13 protein-coding genes are annotated in these 18,161 nt (G+C 71.8%); 4 read left to right on the top strand and 9 right to left on the bottom strand.

The features are described 5' to 3' along the window. Positions 1-35 precede the first annotated feature (35 nt). Both ACH4G3_RS17400 and ACH4G3_RS17395 read right to left on the bottom strand, forming a co-directional pair. A complete protein-coding gene (locus ACH4G3_RS17400; protein ID WP_397625278.1) occupies positions 36-887 on the bottom strand; it encodes a phosphotransferase enzyme family protein in 852 nt (283 codons plus the stop codon). A gap of 27 nt (positions 888-914) precedes the next feature. Continuing rightward, the gene (locus tag ACH4G3_RS17395) at positions 915-1,574 is read right to left on the bottom strand and encodes a maltokinase N-terminal cap-like domain-containing protein (RefSeq protein ID WP_397625277.1); all 660 of its coding nucleotides are present in this window, start codon (positions 1,572-1,574) and stop codon (positions 915-917) included. A 267-nt stretch (positions 1,575-1,841) separates the two neighbouring features. On the opposite strand from ACH4G3_RS17395, the gene ACH4G3_RS17390 reads away from it, so the two are divergent. The 4 genes from ACH4G3_RS17390 to ACH4G3_RS17375 all read left to right on the top strand — a co-directional run bounded on the left by ACH4G3_RS17390 (position 1,842) and on the right by ACH4G3_RS17375 (position 8,391). Continuing rightward, positions 1,842-3,035: an MFS transporter gene (locus ACH4G3_RS17390; RefSeq protein ID WP_397625276.1), complete on the top strand. Its 1,194-nt coding sequence runs from the start codon at positions 1,842-1,844 to the stop codon at positions 3,033-3,035. Between the two features lie 55 nt (positions 3,036-3,090). Beyond that, complete coding sequence (locus tag ACH4G3_RS17385) at positions 3,091-4,857, top strand: glycoside hydrolase family 35 protein (RefSeq protein ID WP_397625275.1); 1,767 nt, start codon at positions 3,091-3,093, stop codon at positions 4,855-4,857. Further along, positions 4,851-7,235: a beta-galactosidase gene (locus ACH4G3_RS17380; RefSeq protein ID WP_397625511.1), complete on the top strand. Its 2,385-nt coding sequence runs from the start codon at positions 4,851-4,853 to the stop codon at positions 7,233-7,235. The genes ACH4G3_RS17385 and ACH4G3_RS17380 overlap by 7 nt, the downstream gene beginning before the upstream one ends. An 88-nt stretch (positions 7,236-7,323) precedes the next feature. Next, the gene (locus ACH4G3_RS17375) at positions 7,324-8,391 is read left to right on the top strand and encodes a LacI family DNA-binding transcriptional regulator (RefSeq protein ID WP_397625274.1); all 1,068 of its coding nucleotides are present in this window, start codon (positions 7,324-7,326) and stop codon (positions 8,389-8,391) included. A gap of 9 nt (positions 8,392-8,400) precedes the next feature. Here ACH4G3_RS17375 and ACH4G3_RS17370 read toward each other — a convergent pair whose 3' ends face one another. The 7 genes from ACH4G3_RS17370 to ACH4G3_RS17340 form a co-directional block, all read right to left on the bottom strand. Next, entirely contained in the window at positions 8,401-10,380 is a 1,980-nt protein-coding gene (locus ACH4G3_RS17370; RefSeq protein ID WP_397625273.1) for a heavy metal translocating P-type ATPase, read from the bottom strand. 137 nt (positions 10,381-10,517) lie between these two features. Beyond that, complete coding sequence (locus ACH4G3_RS17365; protein ID WP_397625272.1) at positions 10,518-12,581, bottom strand: discoidin domain-containing protein; 2,064 nt, start codon at positions 12,579-12,581, stop codon at positions 10,518-10,520. 199 nt (positions 12,582-12,780) lie between these two features. Beyond that, a complete protein-coding gene (locus ACH4G3_RS17360; RefSeq protein WP_397625271.1) occupies positions 12,781-14,064 on the bottom strand; it encodes an NAD(P)/FAD-dependent oxidoreductase in 1,284 nt (427 codons plus the stop codon). 48 nt (positions 14,065-14,112) lie between these two features. Then, entirely contained in the window at positions 14,113-14,778 is a 666-nt protein-coding gene (locus ACH4G3_RS17355) for a haloacid dehalogenase type II (RefSeq protein WP_397625270.1), read from the bottom strand. A gap of 36 nt (positions 14,779-14,814) precedes the next feature. Then, complete coding sequence (locus tag ACH4G3_RS17350) at positions 14,815-15,753, bottom strand: aldo/keto reductase (RefSeq protein ID WP_397625269.1); 939 nt, start codon at positions 15,751-15,753, stop codon at positions 14,815-14,817. Continuing rightward, positions 15,750-17,204 (bottom strand): aldehyde dehydrogenase family protein, encoded by a 1,455-nt coding sequence (locus ACH4G3_RS17345; protein WP_397625268.1) that lies wholly within the window; start codon positions 17,202-17,204, stop codon positions 15,750-15,752. Before ACH4G3_RS17345 ends, ACH4G3_RS17350 begins: the two co-directional genes overlap by 4 nt. After that, positions 17,201-18,154 carry a succinylglutamate desuccinylase/aspartoacylase family protein gene (locus ACH4G3_RS17340; RefSeq protein WP_397625267.1) on the bottom strand — a complete coding sequence of 318 codons (954 nt, stop codon included), beginning with the start codon at positions 18,152-18,154 and terminating at the stop codon, positions 17,201-17,203. Before ACH4G3_RS17340 ends, ACH4G3_RS17345 begins: the two co-directional genes overlap by 4 nt. Between the last annotated feature and the right edge of the window lie 7 nt (positions 18,155-18,161).

Here is an 18,161-nt window from a genome sequence, read left to right as displayed (position 1 = left end):
CACACCTTGTGGCTGTGCCTTCTGAAGTCCCGCGATCAGCCGTGGGAATCCAGGCCGTTGCGCTCGAGTGCTGCCCGGATCCGGCTGAGCCACTCCCCGGCCAGGCGGCGCCCGTCGGGGAGTTGGTCGTCTCGGTCCCAGCGCCACGTAGTGATCATTGCCAGCACGAGGATCCGGCATTCGCGCAGCAGGTCCTCATCGACACCGGGATAGTGCTCGCCTACTTCTTCGGGCGCATGAGCGAGGTCGAATTCGACGGGCCCACGGCAACACGTCTCCAGGTCGATGAACAGCAGTCCGTTCCGCGTGGCGAGCAGGTTGCCCGGGTGCGGTTCGCCGTGGAGCAGTTGCTCGGCGCCGCCGCGCTCGTCGATCACTCGCCTCAGGCTCCGCAGGGTGTCGCCTAGCAACTCCCGGTCCGCGTCGGCGAGCGCCGGGGTGCGGTCGCGGTTCGCCACGAGTCGCTGAGCCTGCTCGACTCGATCCGTGAAGTGCGGCGTCGGGACATCGACCTTGCGCATGCCGGCATGCAGCAGGTTGAGCGCGGTGGCGTAGTCGGCTGGTGAGACCTCCCGAGGTGTCACGGGTTCGTAGTACGTCCACAGCGTGACCGCGAAGCCGTCACGCTCATGGACGCGTGGTTCCACTCGAGGCTCGAGAACAGCCACCGGGCATCCGGATGCGGCGAGCCGCTGGGCGAGCTCGACTTCGAACTGTGCGACCTGCTGCGCTACGGGCGCCACCCGGGCCAGGACGTCGCACGGCAGCAGACGCAGAGTGAGCTTGTTCGAGTCCTGAAGAACGATCGCGTCGTCGGCCGTCAGGCCAAGTGAACAGGCGGTCGAGATGGCCGCGGCCACCGCACGCCGGACCTCGGACGTCTGCATCGTCGCCTGGCCCCTCTCCCCCGAGGACTAGATCCGCGGGCTGGTGTGCAGAACGGCGAAGACCCCGCGGGTACGGGTGCCGTCCGGGAGCTCCCAGGAGCCGGTGACCTGGCCGGTCGCTCCCTGGGAGGGCGGGAGCGGACCGTCCGGGGCAGGTCGCAGGATCCGGTGCAGGTGGAGGGTCGTGCCGTGCGGCGTGGTCAGTCGGGTGCCGTCCTCGCCGTCGGCGGCGACGAAGTCCGTGGGGAGGGAGCCTTCGCCGGTGCGCGAGGCGACGACCTCCCGGTCGGGGACATCGCTGATGTTCTGGTCCTGGGCCTGCACCCGGCCCTCGATCAAGGCGACCAACTGGGCGACCAGAACAGGGTCGTGGCAACCGTCGTAGGCCCAGCGCCGCCCGAGCACGCCGTGCTCCATGGTGCCCACGAGGGCGTGCTCCGCCCCGTCGAGCGCGGCGCCGCGATAGGTGAGCGGCACCAGGTAGGTGACGGCGTGCGGGCCGGAGGTGTCGGTGACGACGATGAACTCGATCCCGACCTCGCCCTGCGGGTCGTCCAGCCGGAACCCGCCGGCCTTGGCCAGCCGCGGTCCGGCCGCGCCACCGCGGTACCACGGACGGGACGGCAGCCAGGAAGTGAGCAGTTCCAGCTTGGTCGGTTCGACCGTGGTGCGGTGGATGACGGCCATGCCGAGGGTTTCCTTCCGTCCGTTGTGCCGACCCGAGGGCCCAGACGGCCCACGCGCGCATTAGATCAGCCGCCGTACGGGCTTGACCACGCGATTACTGGAGGGGGCGCGGCAGCGCCCAGTCCGCGCCGCTTCTCATTCGCGCCGTCAAGGGGTGTCCGTGAGCCCAATGTTACCGGTAACATCGCCATCGCCCGCCCTCGCTGCGAGCCGAACGCGACATGTCCTCCGCCCGCCCCACCCGGCAGGCCCTCCCCCGGAGCCCGCGTGACCGACCAGCCCACCGCGCACCGCGCGGTCACCCTCTCCACCGCTCCGTCGGTCCCGGTGTTCAGCAGGGCCGCCGCGGTCGCCTCCTGTGCGGGCTTCGTGCTCATGGGTGCGTTACAGGCCCTGTACGGGCCCGCGATCCCCGGCCTCCGTGCCGAGTTCGGGCTCTCGCCGTCCGCTGCCGGGCTGGGGCTCAGCGCCCACTTCGTCGGTGGCGTGGCCGGTGTGCTGCTGTTCGACCGGCTCTACGGGCGGGTCGGCAACCGGTACATCCTCGGCAGCTCCTACCTGCTGATGGCGGCCGGCGCGACGGGTTTCGCGCTGGCGCCCGGCTGGCCCACCGCCCTGGCGGCGGCCCTGCTCGCCGGGCTCGGTTTCGGCGGCATCGACTACGGGCTCAACCAGCTGTTCGCCGTGGGCTTCGGCCACCGTTCGACCGCGATGCTGAACATCCTCCACGCCCACTTCGGCATCGGCGCCATCCTCAGCCCCGCCGTGATCGGTCTGGTCGGCTCCGAGCACTACCCGGCCGTCTTTCTCGGTTTGGCCCTCGCCAACCTGCCCTTGCTGCTGTGTCTGAAGGGAGTACGGAACGACGCGCCCGTCCCGGCCGGTGACGGCGCCGGCGGTGGCGCGGTCCTCCGGCGGAGCCTCGCCTCGGTGCTCGCCGTCTTCGTCGCGCTCTACGTCCTTCATGTCGGCATCGAGGCCGGTGTCGGCGGCTGGGAACCCACGCATCTGGAGACCGTCGGCTACGGCGCGGGCGTCGCCGCCACCGCCACCTCCGTGTACTGGCTGATGATGACCGTGGGCCGCTTCCTGGTCGCGCCGCTCGCGCTGCGTTTCTCCGCCCAGACGATCATCGTCGTCTCGTGCGCGGGCATGACGGTGTGTCTGCTGGCCGCGTCCGTGCCGGCGCTGGCGCCGTACGCGTACGCCGGTGTCGGTCTGTTCATCGCGCCGATCTTCCCGACCGGGCTGCCCTGGCTGAACCGGGCCGCCCCGCGGGCCCGGAGAGCCGGTGCCCTGGTCATCGCGGCCTCCATGATCGGCGGTGTCGCCGCCGGGCCGGCGCTGGGCAAGGCCATCGAGTGGTCGGGGGTCCGCGCGGTGCCGCTGCTGCTGTGCGGCGTCTCCGCGCTGTGCCTGGGCGCCACCCTCTGGCTGATCCGCGCCACCCGCTCTCACTGACAGCTCCCATCGACTCCCACCCACTTCCGCCCGTACCCCGAAGGGAAGCTTCCGCATGCCCGCCCTGACGACGACGTCCGACGGATTCCTGCTGCACGGCGAGCCGTTCCGGATCATCTCCGGTGCGCTGCACTACTTCCGTGTCCACCCGGGCCTGTGGTCCGACCGGCTGCGCAAGGCCCGGCTGATGGGCCTCAACACGGTGGAGACGTACATTCCGTGGAACCACCACCAGCCCGATCCCGACGGGCCTCTCGTGCTCGACGGCCTCCTCGACCTGCCCAGGTTCCTCGAACTCGCCCGGGGCGAGGGGCTGCACGTGCTGCTGCGTCCCGGCCCGTTCATCTGCGCCGAGTGGGACGGCGGCGGCCTGCCCGACTGGCTGACCTCGGACCCGGACATCCGGCTGCGGTCCAGCGATCCGCGTTTCACCGGGGCCGTCGACCGCTACCTGGACCTGCTGCTGCCCGCGCTCCGGCCGCACCTGGCGGCGTCGGGTGGTCCCGTCATCGCCGTGCAGGTGGAGAACGAGTACGGGGCCTACGGCGACGACGGCGCGTACCTCAAGCACCTGGCCGACGCGTTCCGTTCCCGGGGCGTCGAGGAACTGCTGTTCACCTGCGACCAGGCCGACCCCGAACACCTGGCCGCCGGGAGCCTGCCGGGCGTGCTGTCCGCCGCCACCTTCGGCAGCCGGGTCGAGCAGTGCCTCGGGCGGCTGCGCGAATACCAGAGTGAAGGCCCGCTCTTCTGCGCGGAGTTCTGGATCGGCTGGTTCGACCACTGGGGCGGGCCGCACCACGTCCGGGACGCTGCCGACGCCGCCGCCGATCTGGACGGGCTGCTGTCCGCCGGGGCGTCCGTCAACATCTACATGTTCCACGGCGGCACCAACTTCGGCTTCACCAACGGCGCCAACCACAAGCACGCCTACGAGCCCACCGTCACGTCGTACGACTACGACGCCGCGCTCACCGAGTGCGGCGACCCGGGCCCGAAGTACCACGCCTTCCGCGAGGTCATCGCCCGCCATGCCGGCGTCCCCGACGAGCCCGTCCCGGCGCCCGGCCCCAAACTGCCGCCGACCGGGGTCGAGTTGGACGGCCGGGCACCTCTGCTTCCCCTCGCCGACGTGCTCACCGCTCCCGTCCGCACCGACGGCCCGGTGACCATGGGCGAACTCGGGCTGCACAACGGCTACGCGCTCTACCGCACCGTCCTGCCCGCCTCCGGTGACGGCCTGCTGCACTTCGCCGGCGGTGTCGGCGACCGTGCCCAGGTCTTCGTCGACGGCGCACCCGTCGGTGTGCTGGAGCGTGAACGCCACGACGAGACGCTGCCGGTGCGTGTCCCGCGCCCGGGCGCGACGCTCGACGTGCTCGTGGAGAACATGGGCGGCGTCAACTACGGGCCCCGCATCGGCGCCCCGAAGGGCCTGCTCGGGCCGGTCTCCTTCAACGGCACCGTCCTGGGCGGCTGGGACTGCCACGCGCTGTCGCTGGACGACCTGGAAGCGGTGCCGTTCACCCCGGGCGACGGGGCGGCGGTCACCGTGCCGGCCTTCCATCGCGGCACCTTCGAGGTGGACGCGCCCGCCGACTCCTTCCTCTCGCTGCCCGGCTGGACGAAGGGGCAGGCCTGGGTCAACGGCTTCCACCTGGGCCGCTACTGGAACCGCGGCCCGCAGCACACGCTCTACGTCCCCGGGCCGGTGCTGCGGCCGGGGTCCAACGAGCTGGTCCTGCTGGAACTGCACGGCACCGCCGCCACCCGCGCGCAGCTCACCGACACGCCCGACCTCGGCCCGGAGAACACCTGGTGACCCCGCACCGGCTGCGCGTTCCCGCGCCCTCCGCTCCCCCGCTGACCGGCCACCTGCCCTTCACGGACGCGCCTGGCGTGCCCGGCCCGATCGAGGTCACCGGCCGCTGGCTCACCCGTGGCGGCCGCCCCTGGTTCCCGGTCTCGGGCGAGTTCCACTACTCCCGCTACCCGGCCCGGGAGTGGGAGGAGGAGCTGCTGAAGCTGAAGGCGGGCGGGGTGAGTGCCGTCGCCTCCTACGTCATCTGGATCCACCACGAGGAGATCGAGGGGCGGATCCGCTTCGACGGCGACCGCGACCTGCGCCGCTTCGCCGAGCTGTGCGCCCGCCACGGCCTGGACTTCATCCCGCGGATCGGCCCGTGGTGTCACGCGGAGGTGCGCAACGGCGGCCTGCCCGACTGGCTGCTCGCCCGCGCCGGCATGCCGCGCACCGACGATCCGGCCTATCTGGAGCCCGTACGCAACTGGTTCACGGAGATCGCCGGGCAGTTGCGCGGCCTGGACCGGGCGCACGGGGGTCCGATCGTCGCGATCCAGATCGAGAACGAGCTCTACGACCAGCCCGGCCATCTGCGGACCCTGAAGCGCCTGGCCCAGGAGGCCGGACTCGGCGCGCCGCTGTGGACGTCGACCGCCTGGGGCGGGGTCCAGCTCCCGGGCGACGAACTGCTGCCGCTGTACGGCGGCTACCCGGAGGCGTTCTGGACGGAGGCGGACGGCGGCTGGCCCGACACCTGCCGCAAGCACTTCTTCTTCACCCACGAGCGCGACGACGAGGGCATCGGCGCCGACCTGCGGCCCACGACGGTACGTGGCACCGACCCGGTCCCGGCGGACCGATTTCCCTGGGCCACCTGCGAGTTGGGCGGCGGCATGGCGGTGGCCTACCACCGGCGGCCCCGGGTGGAGGCCGCCGACGTGGGCGCGCTGGGGCTCACCAAGATCGGCTGCGGTTCGGTCTGGCAGGGCTACTACATGTTCCACGGCGGCACGAACCCGCGCGGCGAGCTGACGACCCTTCAGGAGTCGCACGCCACCGGCTACCCCAACGACCTGCCGGTCCTGACGTACGACTTCCAGGCCCCGCTCGGCGAGTACGGCCAGGTGCGGCCCTCGTACCACGAACTGCGGCTCCAGCACCTGCTGCTGGAGTGCTTCGGGCACCGGATCGCTCCCATGGAGTCCGTGCTGCCCGAGCGGCTGCCGACCGGGCAGCACGACCGGGACACGCTGCGCTGGGCCGTTCGTACCGACGGCACGTCGGGCTTCCTGTTCGTGACCAACCACCAGCCGCACGAGCCGCTGCCCGGCCACCCGGACACGGCCTTCACGGTCGACTTCCCGGACGCACCCGCGCTGACGCTGCCGAGCGTACCCGTCACGGTGCCCTCCGGCGCCTGCTTCTGCTGGCCGCTGCGGCTGGACGTGGCCGGGGTGCGGCTGGAGTGGGCGACCGCGCAGCCGGTGTGCACCGTCGAGGCCGACGGGCGTACGGTCCTGGTGCTGGCGGCGACCGACGGCATCGTGCCCGAACTCGCCCTGGACGCCGACACGGTGACGTCCGTCGCCACACCGTCCGGGGAGGCCACGCCGGTCGCCAGCCGGGTCCTGGTCACCGGAGTGCGGCCCGGCACCGACGCGCTGGTCGAGGTGGACGCGGCCGACGGTTCACGCGTCGGGCTGCTGGTCCTGGACGCGGCGACGGCCCGTACCGTCTACCGGGGTGACGCGTGGGGAGCGGAGCGGCTGGTGCTGTCCGGGGACGCCGTCGTCTTCGACGGTGCCGAGGTACGGCTGCACAGCCCTGCCGCCGAGCCGTCCTTCGCGGTGCTGCCCGCGCCGGATTCCGCCCCGGTGGTGGCGGGGACACGGGTGCGGGAGGCGGCGGACGGCGTGCTCACCCGCTACACGATCGAGGCCCCGCCCCTCGCGGACAGCGCGGTGCCCGTCACCCTGGTCAGGCCCGCCGGTCCGGCGCCCGAGCCGGTGACCGGTGTGCAGGGCCGGGCGAGTGTGCCGGCGGACAAGTACGTGGAGACGGTGGCCGCCGAGTACCGCGTCGACGTACCGGAGGACCTGCTGCGGGCGCCCGCCGGTGTCCTGCTGCGGCTGCACTGGACGGGTGACCTGGCCCGGGCCTTCGTGGGGGACGTCCTGGTCGCCGACCAGTTCTACTCGGGCCGGGTCTGGGACATCGGCCTGGACCGGCTGCCGGTCGAGGCGCTGGGAACGGAGGGCCTGCGGCTGAAGGTGCTGCCGTTGGCAGCGGATGCCCGGGTTCATGTGCCCGGACAGGTGGGCGAAGCGTGGCGTGCGGCGGGTGTGCAGCACGCCGAGTGGGTGGTCTCGCGCTCGTGGCGGGTGCGGGCCGGCTGAGAATCCCCGCGGGCCCCGCCCGGCCTATGCTGTGCTCCTGCCGGGCGGGGTCAGGACCGCCGTAACCGACGTCGAGGAAACACCCGCCATGACACCGAGCGCCACCGACAGCCCCGTGCCCAGGGGCCGCAGCAGGCGCAACTTCGCTGGGGCACGGCCGGTGATGGCCGACGTGGCCCGGCTGGCCGACGTCTCCAAGCAGACCGTCTCCCGGGTGCTCAACGACCATCCGGCCGTCCGCCCGGAGACGCGCGAGGCGGTCCTGGACGCCATGCGCACGCTCGGCTACCGGCCGAGCCGCAGCGCGCGGTCGCTGGCCAGCGGCCGGACCCGGATGCTCGGGGTCATCTCCTTCGACGCCGCCCGGTACGGGCCCGCCTCCATACTGACCGCCATCAACACCGCGGCCCAGGAGGCCGGTTACCTGGTGAGCTCGATCGCGCTCGACACGGCCGACCACGACACCGTCGTCGAGGCCGTGAACCGGCTGTCGGCCGAGGGCGCGGACGGCGTCATCGCGATCGCCCCGCAGCAGTGGGTCGGCCGGACCCTGGCGCAGACCGACCTCGGAACTCCCCTGGTGGTGCTGGAGAGCGCCCTCGACGACAGCACACCGCCGGTCACCGGCGACTCCCGCACCGGTGCCCGCAAGGCCACCGAGCACCTGCTCGCCCTCGGGCACGCCACCGTCTGGCACATCGCGGGCCCGGTCGGCTGGACCTCCGCCGACCACCGGCTGGCGAGCTGGCAGGCGACGCTCCAGGCGGCCGGTGCCGATGTCCCGGCCCCCCTCGTCGGGGACTGGAGCGCCGGCTCCGGTTACGACCTGGGCCGCCGGCTGGCCCGGCGTAGGGAGGTGACGGCGGTGTTCGCCTCGAACGACCAGATGGCCCTGGGCCTGCTGCACGCCCTGCACGAGTCCGGGCGCTCGGTCCCCGGGGACGTCAGCGTCGTCGGCTACGACGACATCCCCGAGGCCGCCCATCTCCTGCCGCCCCTGACCACCGTCCGCACCGACTTCGCCGAGATCGGCACCCGTTCCCTGCGGCTCCTCCTGGACCGCATCGACGGCCCCGGGGAACGGCCTCGCGTCGACACGCTCGTCCCCGTGGATCTCGTGGTGCGGGCCAGCACCGGGCCGCCGCCGGTGGCCTGACGGCGTTCGTCAGTCGCTTCCCTCGGCAGCGGCCCGCTGCCAGGCCGTCTCCCGCAGCAGACGCAGACCGTTCAGGCCGACCAGGACCGTGGACCCCTCGTGGCCCGCGACGCCAAGCGGCAGCGGCAGGTTCCCGGCCAGGTCCCAGACGACCAGGCCGGTGATGAACACCCCGGCGATGACGAGGTTCTGCACGACCAGCCTGCGCGCGCGGCGCGAGAGGGCGACGGTGGTGGGGACCGCCGCGAGTTCGTCGCGCACGATCACGGCGTCGGCGGTCTCCAGCGCGAGGTCGGAGCCCGCCCGGCCCATGGCGATCCCGGTGTGGGCGGCGGCCAGGGCGGGTGCGTCGTTGACGCCGTCCCCGACGACCAGCACCTTGCGGCCCGCGCGCTCCATCTCCTGAACCGCCGTCAGCTTGTCCTGGGGCAGCAGCCCGGCGCGCACGTCGTCGATGCCGGCCTCGGCGGCGAGGTGTGCGGCGGCCCGGGGGTTGTCGCCGGTGAGGAGTGCCGGCGCGGTGCCGGTGAGGGTGGTGAGCGCGGCGACGGTGGCGGCGGCGTCCGGGCGCAGCCGGTCGGCGATGCCGAGCAGTCCGGCGGGGGCGCCGTCGACGAGGACCAGGACGGCGGTACGGCCGGACTCCTCCAGTTCCCCGGCGACGGCGGCGACCGTGCTGCCGGTGCCGTCCAGGAGACGGGCCGGGGCGCCGACGGCGACCGTACGGCCCTGCACGACGGCGGTCACTCCCACGCCGGGCGCGGAGGTGAAGTCCTCCGCGTCGGGAAGGCCGAGACCGCGCTCACGGGCCGCGTCCACGACCGCCCGGGCCAGCGGATGCTCACTGGGCCGCTCGGCGGCTGCCGCCAGCGTCAGCAACTCCCCTTCGTCCAGGCCGGATCCGGGCAGCGGCCGGACATCGGTGACGCGCGGGCTGCCCTCCGTCAGCGTGCCGGTCTTGTCCAGCGCGACCGCGTCGATCTGGCCGAGCCGCTCCATCACCACGGCCGACTTCACCAGCACGCCGTGCCGTCCGGCGTTGGCGATGGCCGACAGCAGGGGCGGCATGGTCGCCAGCACGACCGCGCACGGAGAGGCCACGATCATGAACGTCATGGCGCGCAGCAGTGAGTCGGTGAGCTGGGCGCCGAAGGCGAGGGGCACCAGGAAGACGGCCAGGGTCGCGGCCACCATGCCCAGTGAATAACGCTGTTCGACCTTCTCGATGAACAGTTGCGTGGGCGCCTTGGTCTCGGACGCTTCTTCCACCATCCGGACGATCCGGGCGATCACCGAGTCGGATGCGTCGCGCTCGACGCGGACCCGCAGGGCGCCGGTTCCGTTGAGGGTGCCGGCGAAGACCTCGTCGCCCGGTTCCTTCGCCACGGGGAGCGGCTCGCCGGTGATGGTCGCCTGGTCTACGTCGCTGGCCCCGTCCAGCACGCGGCCGTCGGCGCCGACGCGCTCACCGGGGCGGACGAGGACGGTGTCGCCGACCGCCAGCTCCTCGACGGCCACGGTCTGTTCGCCGCCGTCCGGGGTCAGCCGGGTGGCCGTGGCGGGGGCGAGATCGAGCAGGCCGCGGACGGAGTCGGCGGTGCGGGCGGTGGCCAGTGCCTCCAGCGCGCCGGAGGTGGCGAAGATGACGATGAGCAGGGCGCCGTCCATGACCTGCCCGATCGCCGCCGCGCCCAGTGCGGCGACGACCATGAGCAGGTCGACGTCGAGGGTGCGCTCCTTGAGCGCCTTGAGCCCTTCCCAGCCCGGCTCCCAGCCGCCCGTGACGTACGACAGGGCGTAGAGCGGGCCCCAGGTCCAGGCCGGGGCGCCGGTCAGCTGCAAGGGCAGCGCGAGGAGGAAGAAGACGGTGGCCGCCGCGGCCCAGCGCGCCTCGGGGAGCGCCAGGACACGGGTCCGCCGTCGGGGCACGGTCCCGGTGCGCGCGGGCTCCGCCCGGTCGACCGGCTGCGGAGTGAGGGTGGAGGTCATCAAGGGTCCTTCAGGCGGGGGCGCGTGCCTCTCCACCATACAGGAACACATGAAGACTGATTCATATCTTCATTCCGGCCGGACGCCGCCGGACACCGGCGGACGGCAACCGTGCCGTGGAGGCCCTCTCCTGGGCGTCAGCCGCCGTGGACGCCGACCTCGTAGAGGGAGTAGCCCCGGTCGGTGCCGCGTTCCAGGCCGTGGACGCGTACGTACCTGGCCGGTGTGCCGGCGAATCTCGCGGTGTCCAGGCCGCCGTCACCCGCTGTCGTGGACCAGGCGGTTCGCCAGTTCACACCGTCGGTGGAGAGCTCGACGCGGTACGACTTCGCGTATGCGCGCTCCCAGTCGAGGGTGACCCGCTCGACGAGCCGCGTGGAACCGAGGTCGAGCCGGTACCACTGGTCGTCGCTCCAGTCGCTCGCCCAGCGGGTGCCGCCGTCGCCGTCGACGGCCCGGTCCGGCTTGTAGCTCGTGAACAGGCTCCACTCCGAGGAACTGGCCGACGCGGTGGCGCCCTTCGCGAGATTGCCTGGGGCCTTGTGGTTCTCGGAGGCCCCCCAGGTGCCGAGGTAGGACTCGGCGCCGCGGAAGAGGTCGTCCACCACGTCCTGGCCGCCGACCCGGCGGATGTCCTCGATCCAGTCCGGGACGAGGCCGTAGTGGGCGGCGCCGTCGGTGTTCAGGTCCCAGGTGCGCTCGCCGGTGGTCTGCCGGTCGATGACGGAGCCGCCGTCGACGCTCTTGAAAGGGTAGGTGACCTTGTTCGGGGCGTCCGCGCCACGTGGGGCCGGCCAGCCGCCGACGCCGTTCATGTCGGTGCCGTAGCCGTAGCCCACGCCGTACTTGTCGCGCAGTGACTCCGTGCGCTCGGCCTCCGCGATGAATCCCTCGGAGCCGTGCATGTACTGGGCGATGAAGCCGCCGAGGCCGTAGACCCGTTCGGTCCAGTCCAGGTCCATCCAGCTGTGCGAGGAGAGCACGCCGGGGTAGGACTCGGCCTCGAAGATGTCGAGCACCCGGCCGGTGGCCTTGACGCTCATGTGGTCGATCTCCAGCATCATCCCGCGTTGCATCATGCCGCGGACGGCGTACTCGCCGAGTCCGGTGAGTCCTCGGACGTTGCACTGGGCGTCCGCCTTGTACGAGGGCACCTCCACGCCCGCCGGGAGTTCCTTCTCGGCCGCGGCCGCCGTCGCGTTGCCGATGGGGTTGTCGTGCTGCGGGCCCTTGCACGTCTCCGTCTTCCAGAAGGTGCCCGTCGACAGGAACTGCCCGACGTTGATGGCCGTTCCGAGGGTGCCCGAGTCGAAGCGGACCCCGCACAGGGCGTTGTCGAACTTGTGGCACAGGAACATGCTGCGCACGCCCAGCGCGTACAACTCGTCCAGGCCCTTGTCGATGTCCGCCTTGCCGCACTGCGCGATGTCGAGGACCTGCTTGCAGCCGAAGGGCTCGGAGGTCTCGACGCCGAGGACGACCGCCAGTTTGCCCTGCTCGATCACCTCACGGGCCTGCGCGCTGTCGGTGACGATCCGGAACCAGCCCTTGCCGGGCCCGCCGTACATCTTGTCTACGAAGGACTGCATGTCGTACGTCAGTTTGGCCTGGAGCCGGATGGAGGTCATCTCGTCGCAGCCGCGGTCCTTGAAGAAGTACACGGAGCAGATGACGCCGTTGGTGACGAGGTCGTTGACCAGCACCCGCTGACCGCCGCGCCAGGCCCGCTCCACCCAGGCGTAGTAGTTCTGCTGGTGGGTCAGCGAGTCGTGGGCCGGCCAGTCCTTGAAGGTGGGCCAGCCGACCGGGTCGTGTTTGCCGTCGCCCCCGTTGGTGATGAAGTCGAAGATCGCGAGCGAGCCGTCCGGGTAGTGCTCGGGGCAGTCCTTGAGCGCGTCGGCGACGCCCTGCTCGGAGAACGGCTTGCCGCAGATCAGACGGCCACCGAAGCCCTCGTTGGCGAAGATGTGGTCGTGCGCGTCGACGAAGCCGCGCACTTCACCCTTGGCGTCGGTGCCGGTGAAGGGCTCACCCGTGACGTTGATCCGGGAGTCCGGCGCGGGTCGTGCGGTCGGGTTCCACCAGTCGGTTCCGGCCGCCGAACTCGGCGTCGGGCCCAGCGCGACGGCCAGCACGAGCAGGAGGAGCGACACGACGGTGACGTTCTTGCGTCGGCGGTACGGGCGTCCTGCATTGGTCACGGCCCACGTCCTCGGTCGGCGGGATGGCGGGGTCGACGTCCCGGCCGCCCGAGGCCCCCGAGGGCCGGGGAGCGACGGGCCGGGTTGTCATGACCTCATCCAAGATGCGAACGAGGATGACCAACTGTCACATCACGAGTCAAGAGTCCGTGACTGATGACCTACTGATGGGTCATCAGTTTCTGGTGTCGGAGCCTGGTCAGCGCAGGCGGTCCTTCGCCTTGTAGTACGCGCCTCCGAACGGCAGGAACCAGGGGGTGCCGTTGTAGAAGGGGACGGGGACCTTCGGGAAGCCGAGGCCGCGCAGCGGGTTGGCCTCCGGGCGGCCGTCCATCATCTCGGCGACCGCACGGCCCATGTAGGTGGCCATCTGGACACCGTGGCCGCAGTAACCCATCGAGTAGTACAGGCCGTTCGCCTCGCCGGCGTGCGGGAGGCGGTCCCAGGAGAAACCGACCATGCCGCCCCACACGTAGTCGATCCGTACCCCGGCGAGCTGCGGGAAGATCTCGGTCATCTCCCGCTTCAGGACGTCGCCGCTCTTGACGTCCGAGGCCGGGTTCGAGGGGGCGAAGCGGGCCCGGCCGCCGAAGGCGAGGCGGTGGTCGGGCGTGAGGCGGATGTAGTGGCCGATGTTCTTGGAGTCGACCACCAGGCGGCCGTTCGGGATCAGCGCCTTGGCGCGTGCCTCGCCGAGCGGTTCGGTGACGACGATGAAGCTGCCGACGTTGATGAGCCGCTTGCGGAACCAGGGCATCGACTTGTCGGTGTAGGCGTCGGTCGCCGCCATCACCTGCTTGGCGCGGATCGTGCCGTGCAGGGTCTCGACCACGAAGCCGCCGCCCGGCAGCCGGGTGAGGCCGGTCGCCGCGTTGCGCTCGTGGATCTCCGCACCCGCCCGCTCCGCGGCCTCGGCGAGACCGTGCACGTACTTGCCGACGTGCAGGGCGGCGCTCAGCGGGTCGAGCAGGGCGCCGTGGTAGTAGTCCGAATCCAGCTCGGCCTTGAGTTCACCGCGGGTCAGGAGCCGGGTCTCGTGGCCGAAGTTGTCCGCGAGGTCGCGCTGGGTGGCCCGCATCGACGCGAAGTGCTGCGGCTTGAAGGCGACTCCGAGCCGCCCGGCGCGGTGGAAGTCGCAGTCGATCTCTTCCGTCCGTGTGATCTCCTCGACCACGTCGACCGCTTCGCGGAACGCGTCGTACAACTCGCGTGCCCGCTCCTGCCCGTAGCGCTTGCGGGCCTCGGCGGGGCTGATGGTGAGGCCCTGGGTGCACATGCTGCCGTTGCGCCCGGAGGCGCCCGAGCCGACCTTGTCCTTCTCCACGAGGACCACCCGGGCGCCCTTGCGGGCGGCGTGGTAGGCGGTGGAAAGGCCGGTGAGGCCGCCGCCGATCACCACCACGTCCGCCTCGTCGGGCAGGTCCTTTCCGGAACGATCAGGCAGGGCGGGAGCGGTGTCGAGCCAGTAGGGGATCTGCTTCATGGTGTGCGTCCTCCGTCTTTCGGTGCCGGGTCGCCGTGGGGCCGTCGGTCAGCAGCCGAGGAGCTTCGGCAGGCCCGACAGGTCGGGCAGTTCGTCGTACGGCTGGTAGTCGGCGCTGCCCGGGCGGCCGAAGCGGTTGATCCACACGCGGCGCTTGAGGCCGAGGTCGCGGGTCGGGATGTGGTCGTACTCCCAGCCCTGGGCGGTGTGGATGACCTGGGACGGCTCGACGCCCATCGTCGTGAAGGCGTGCTCGAAGGTCTGCCGGTCCGGCTTGTAGGCGCCGGCCTGCTGGGCGGTGATGACGTGGTCGAACTCCACGCCGATGTTCTCGACGTTCCGCGCGATCAGGTTGTCGTCGGTGTTGGAGATGATGGCGATCTCGTACCTGGTCTTCAGGGCGCGCAGGGCGTCCGGGACCTCCGGGAACGGCCCGAAGGTGGGCACGGCCTCGACGAGGGCGTCGCCGTCGGAGGTGCGGTACTCCAGGCCGTGCAGGCGCATGGCGTTGCGCAGGCTGGAGTGCAGGATCTCGTGGTAGGGGCGGTAGGCCTCCAGGACGGCCTGGAAGCGCATGACGCGGAAGTCGTCGAGGAACTCGTCGACGTCCAGGTTGTCCAGGTCGAGCCGGTCGGACAGGACCTTCAGGGTGGTCGGCCCGAGCTGGAAGTCGACCAGGGTGCCGTAGGCGTCGAAGGTGACGATCTCTCGCATGGTGTTCAGCCTCGCTTCAAGAACTGTGACAGGGGGTCAGACGACCCGTTCACCGGGGGTGACGATCGCGTCCAGGGCGGCCAGGTCGGCCGTGTCGGGGATCCAGTCGGCCGCCGCCGCGTTGGCGGTGACCTGCGCGGGCGTCATGGCGCCGCAGATGACCGAGCCGACCGCGGGCAGTGCGGCCAGCCCGCCGACGGCGACCTGGAGGAGGGTCAGGCCGCGCTCGGCGCCGTACGCGGTGAGCGACTCGACGCGGTCCAGGGCGGCGTCGGTGAGCCAGCCCTGCCGCCACGACAGCCGGCTGCCGGGCGGGGGCTGCTCGCCGCGCCGGTACTTGCCGCTGAGCAGACCGTTGGCCAGCGGGTAGTACGGCAGGAGACCCAGGCCGTGGCGCAGACAGGCCGGGATCAGGTCGTTCTCCACGCCGCGGTCGAGCAGGTGGTAGCGGGCCTGCGTCGACACGAAGGCGTCGGTGAGCTGCTCGGGCGGGAGGCCGGAGCAGCCGAGGTAGCGGATCTTGCCCTCGGTCACGAGTTCCCGCAGGGCGGCGACCGTCTCCGCCAGGGGGGTGACGCCGTCCGGCTCGTGGTACTGGTACAGGTCGATGCGGTCGGTGCCGAGCCGGCGCAGGGAGGCCTCGACGGCGTACCGGATGTACGCGCGGGCGCCCCGCCGGCCGTACCTGTCGGCCTCCGGGCCCATCTCCATGCCGAATTTCGTGGCCAGGACGATGTCGTCGCGGTGCCCCTTCAGTGCGGCGCCCAGCAGTCGTTCGCCGTCGCCGCGCGCCCCGCCCTGCCCGCCGAACCCGCCGTACATGTCGGCGGTGTCGAACAGGGTGATCCCCGCGTCCAGGGCCGTGTGGACGACCGCCTTCGTGCCTTCCTCGTCCAGGCGGGAGCCGAAGTTGTTGCCGCCGACGCCGACGACGGAGACGGTGGGGCCGCGTTCGCCCAGCGTGCGATACCTCATGACCGGCTCCCGAACCCGATGCAGACGTTCTTGGTCTGCGTGTAGCTCGCCAGCGCTTCGAGGCCTTTCTCGCGGCCCCAACCGCTGTGCTTGTAGCCGCCGAAGGGCAGCTCGATGCCCGTGCCGGCGCTGGTGACGTTGACATAGACCTGTCCGGCCCGGATGCCTTCGGCCAGGCGCATCGCCTTGTCGATGTCGCGGGTCCAGACGTAGGAGGACAGGCCGTACGGGCTGTCGTTGGCGAGCCGGAGGGCTTCGTCGGCGTCGTCGAACTCGATGACGGTGACCACGGGCCCGAAGATCTCCTCGCGGGCGCAGCGGGCGTCGTTGGTCAGGCCGGTGAGGACGGTCGGCTCGATGTAGTAGCCGTCGGCCAGTGCGGGGTCGGACGGTGCTCCTCCCCCGACGCGTGCCACGGCGCCTTCCTGCCGGGCGAGTTCCAGGTATCCGAGGACCCGGTCGCGCTGCCGGGCGGCGACCAGCGGGCCGATGTCCGGGTCCGTGAGGCCGGGACCGACGCGCAGGGCGGCGATCTTCTCGGTCAGCCGGTCCAGGAACTCCTCGGCGCCGCGCTGGAGCAGCAGGCGTGTGCCCGCCGAGCACATCTGCCCGGCGTTGCTGAATGACCATCCCAGGATCGCGGTCAGCGCCAGGTCGAAGTCGGCGTCGGCGAAGACGACGAACGGCGACTTGCCGCCCAGCTCCGTGACGGAGGGCACCACGTTGGCGGCGGCGGCCTGGGCGACCTTGATGCCGGTCGGCACCGAGCCGGTGAAGGTGACCTGGTCGATGCCGGGGTGCCCGGCGAGTGCCGCGCCGGTCTCGCCGTCGCCGGGTACGACGTTCAGCACGCCCGGCGGCAGTCCGCACTCCAGCGCGATACGGCCGATCTCCAGCGGGGTGAGCGGCGCCTCCGGGGAGGGCTTGAGCACGATCGTGCACCCTGCGGCGAGTGCCGGGGCGGAACCCCTCGCGGTGTTCTGGAGCGGGTAGTTGAAGGGGATGATCTGGCCGGAGACGCCGATCGGCTCGCGCAGGGTGTAGTCGATCAGGCCGGGGCCGAGCGGGACCGTGGAGCCGCCGAGCTTGTCGGCGATGCCGGCGTAGAATTCGAAGTAGCGGGCGGCGGACTCGACATCGGCCTTGGCCTGGCGGAGCGGCTTTCCGACGTCCTGGCTCTCCAGGCGTGCCAGCGATGCGCCCTCGCGGCGGATCGCGTCCGCGATGCGGTGCAGCAGCCGACCCCGGTCGGCGGGGCGCATCCGGGCCCACTCGGGTGCGGTGAGGGCCGCGCGGGCCGCCGCCACCGCCTGGTCCACGTCCACCGGTCCGGCCAGCGCCACCTCGGTGATGGCTGTCCCGTCAGCCGGGTCGAGGACGGTGAAGGTGCGGCTGTCAGCGGCGGGCACCTGCTTGCCGTCGACGAGGAGCAACCGGGTTTCGCCGCTCACGGCTGGATCTCCCCCTGCACCTCACCGAAGATGACCACCTCGTCGCCCGGCCGCACGGTGCGGATCCGGCGCACCCAGAGCACGATGCCGTCCTGCGGGGCGCGGACCTCCTCCAGCGTGTTGCCGTAGTGGTCGGTGATCTGGGCGATCAGGTCGCCTTCCTTGCAGGTCTCGCCGGGCTCCGCGTGACCGAGGAAGAAGCCGCCGGCAGCGGACCGGGCGAAGGTGCCGGAGACGGTCGTGTAGTTGTCGCGCAGTTCCGCCTCGCCGTCGATCATGCCGAGCTGTCGCATGATGTTGCGGATCGAGTGGACGTGCAGGGCGACGTTCTGCTCGCGGTAGGTGCCGCCGCCCGCCTCGATGGTGACGGCGGGCTTGCCGGCGGCGAGGGTGGGGTGGCGGACCGTGCCGCCCCACTTGCCGCCCTTCCAGACCAGCTCGTGCCCGGCCGCGAGGGCGAGGTCGGTCGCCAGGTCCTCGTAGCCGCCCTGGAGGATGACGAGCGGGGCGATCTCACCGAACGTGCCGCCCGTGTGCAGGTCGACCAGGGCGTCGATGGCGGGGACGACCTGCTCGACGAAGGTGGCGGCCAGGCGCAGCGAGTACGAGCCGTCCGCGTCACCCGGGAAGATCCGGTTGAGGTTCAGGTGGTCCAGGCCGCTGGTGCGGGCCGCCGCCTCGAAGGCGGGGGTGTTCATGCAGGGGATGCCGACGAGGGTGCCGCGCAGGCCGGCCGGGTCGATCGAGGCGAGGACGCGGCGGATGGCCTCCTGGCCGTCGTACTCGTCGCCGTGGACACCGGCGTCCACGCACAGGACCGGGCCGTCCTCGGTGCCGTTGACGACGATCAGCGGGATGCCGAGCTCCACGCCGTACGTGCTGGTGCCGACCGGGATCAGACCCTGGGCGCGCTCACCGGGGGCGACGGTCAGGGGGCCGATGGAGTACATGTCGTTC

Origin of the sequence: Streptomyces afghaniensis, from assembly GCF_044327915.1 — a bacterium.
Taxonomy (GTDB): Bacteria; Actinomycetota; Actinomycetes; order Streptomycetales; family Streptomycetaceae; genus Streptomyces; species Streptomyces afghaniensis.
This window is presented reverse-complemented; position numbering and strand designations above follow the sequence as displayed.

Coding starts and splice junctions, on each gene's coding strand:
- ACH4G3_RS17360 (WP_397625271.1), bottom strand. CDS start 14,064: ATGAAGCAGATCCCCTACTGGCTCGACACCGCTCCCGCCCTGCCTGAT.
- ACH4G3_RS17400 (WP_397625278.1), bottom strand. CDS start 887: ATGCAGACGTCCGAGGTCCGGCGTGCGGTGGCCGCGGCCATCTCGACC.
- ACH4G3_RS17350 (WP_397625269.1), bottom strand. CDS start 15,753: ATGAGGTATCGCACGCTGGGCGAACGCGGCCCCACCGTCTCCGTCGTC.
- ACH4G3_RS17385 (WP_397625275.1), top strand. CDS start 3,091: ATGCCCGCCCTGACGACGACGTCCGACGGATTCCTGCTGCACGGCGAG.
- ACH4G3_RS17340 (WP_397625267.1), bottom strand. CDS start 18,154: ATGTACTCCATCGGCCCCCTGACCGTCGCCCCCGGTGAGCGCGCCCAG.
- ACH4G3_RS17370 (WP_397625273.1), bottom strand. CDS start 10,380: ATGACCTCCACCCTCACTCCGCAGCCGGTCGACCGGGCGGAGCCCGCG.
- ACH4G3_RS17375 (WP_397625274.1), top strand. CDS start 7,324: ATGACACCGAGCGCCACCGACAGCCCCGTGCCCAGGGGCCGCAGCAGG.
- ACH4G3_RS17355 (WP_397625270.1), bottom strand. CDS start 14,778: ATGCGAGAGATCGTCACCTTCGACGCCTACGGCACCCTGGTCGACTTC.
- ACH4G3_RS17395 (WP_397625277.1), bottom strand. CDS start 1,574: ATGGCCGTCATCCACCGCACCACGGTCGAACCGACCAAGCTGGAACTG.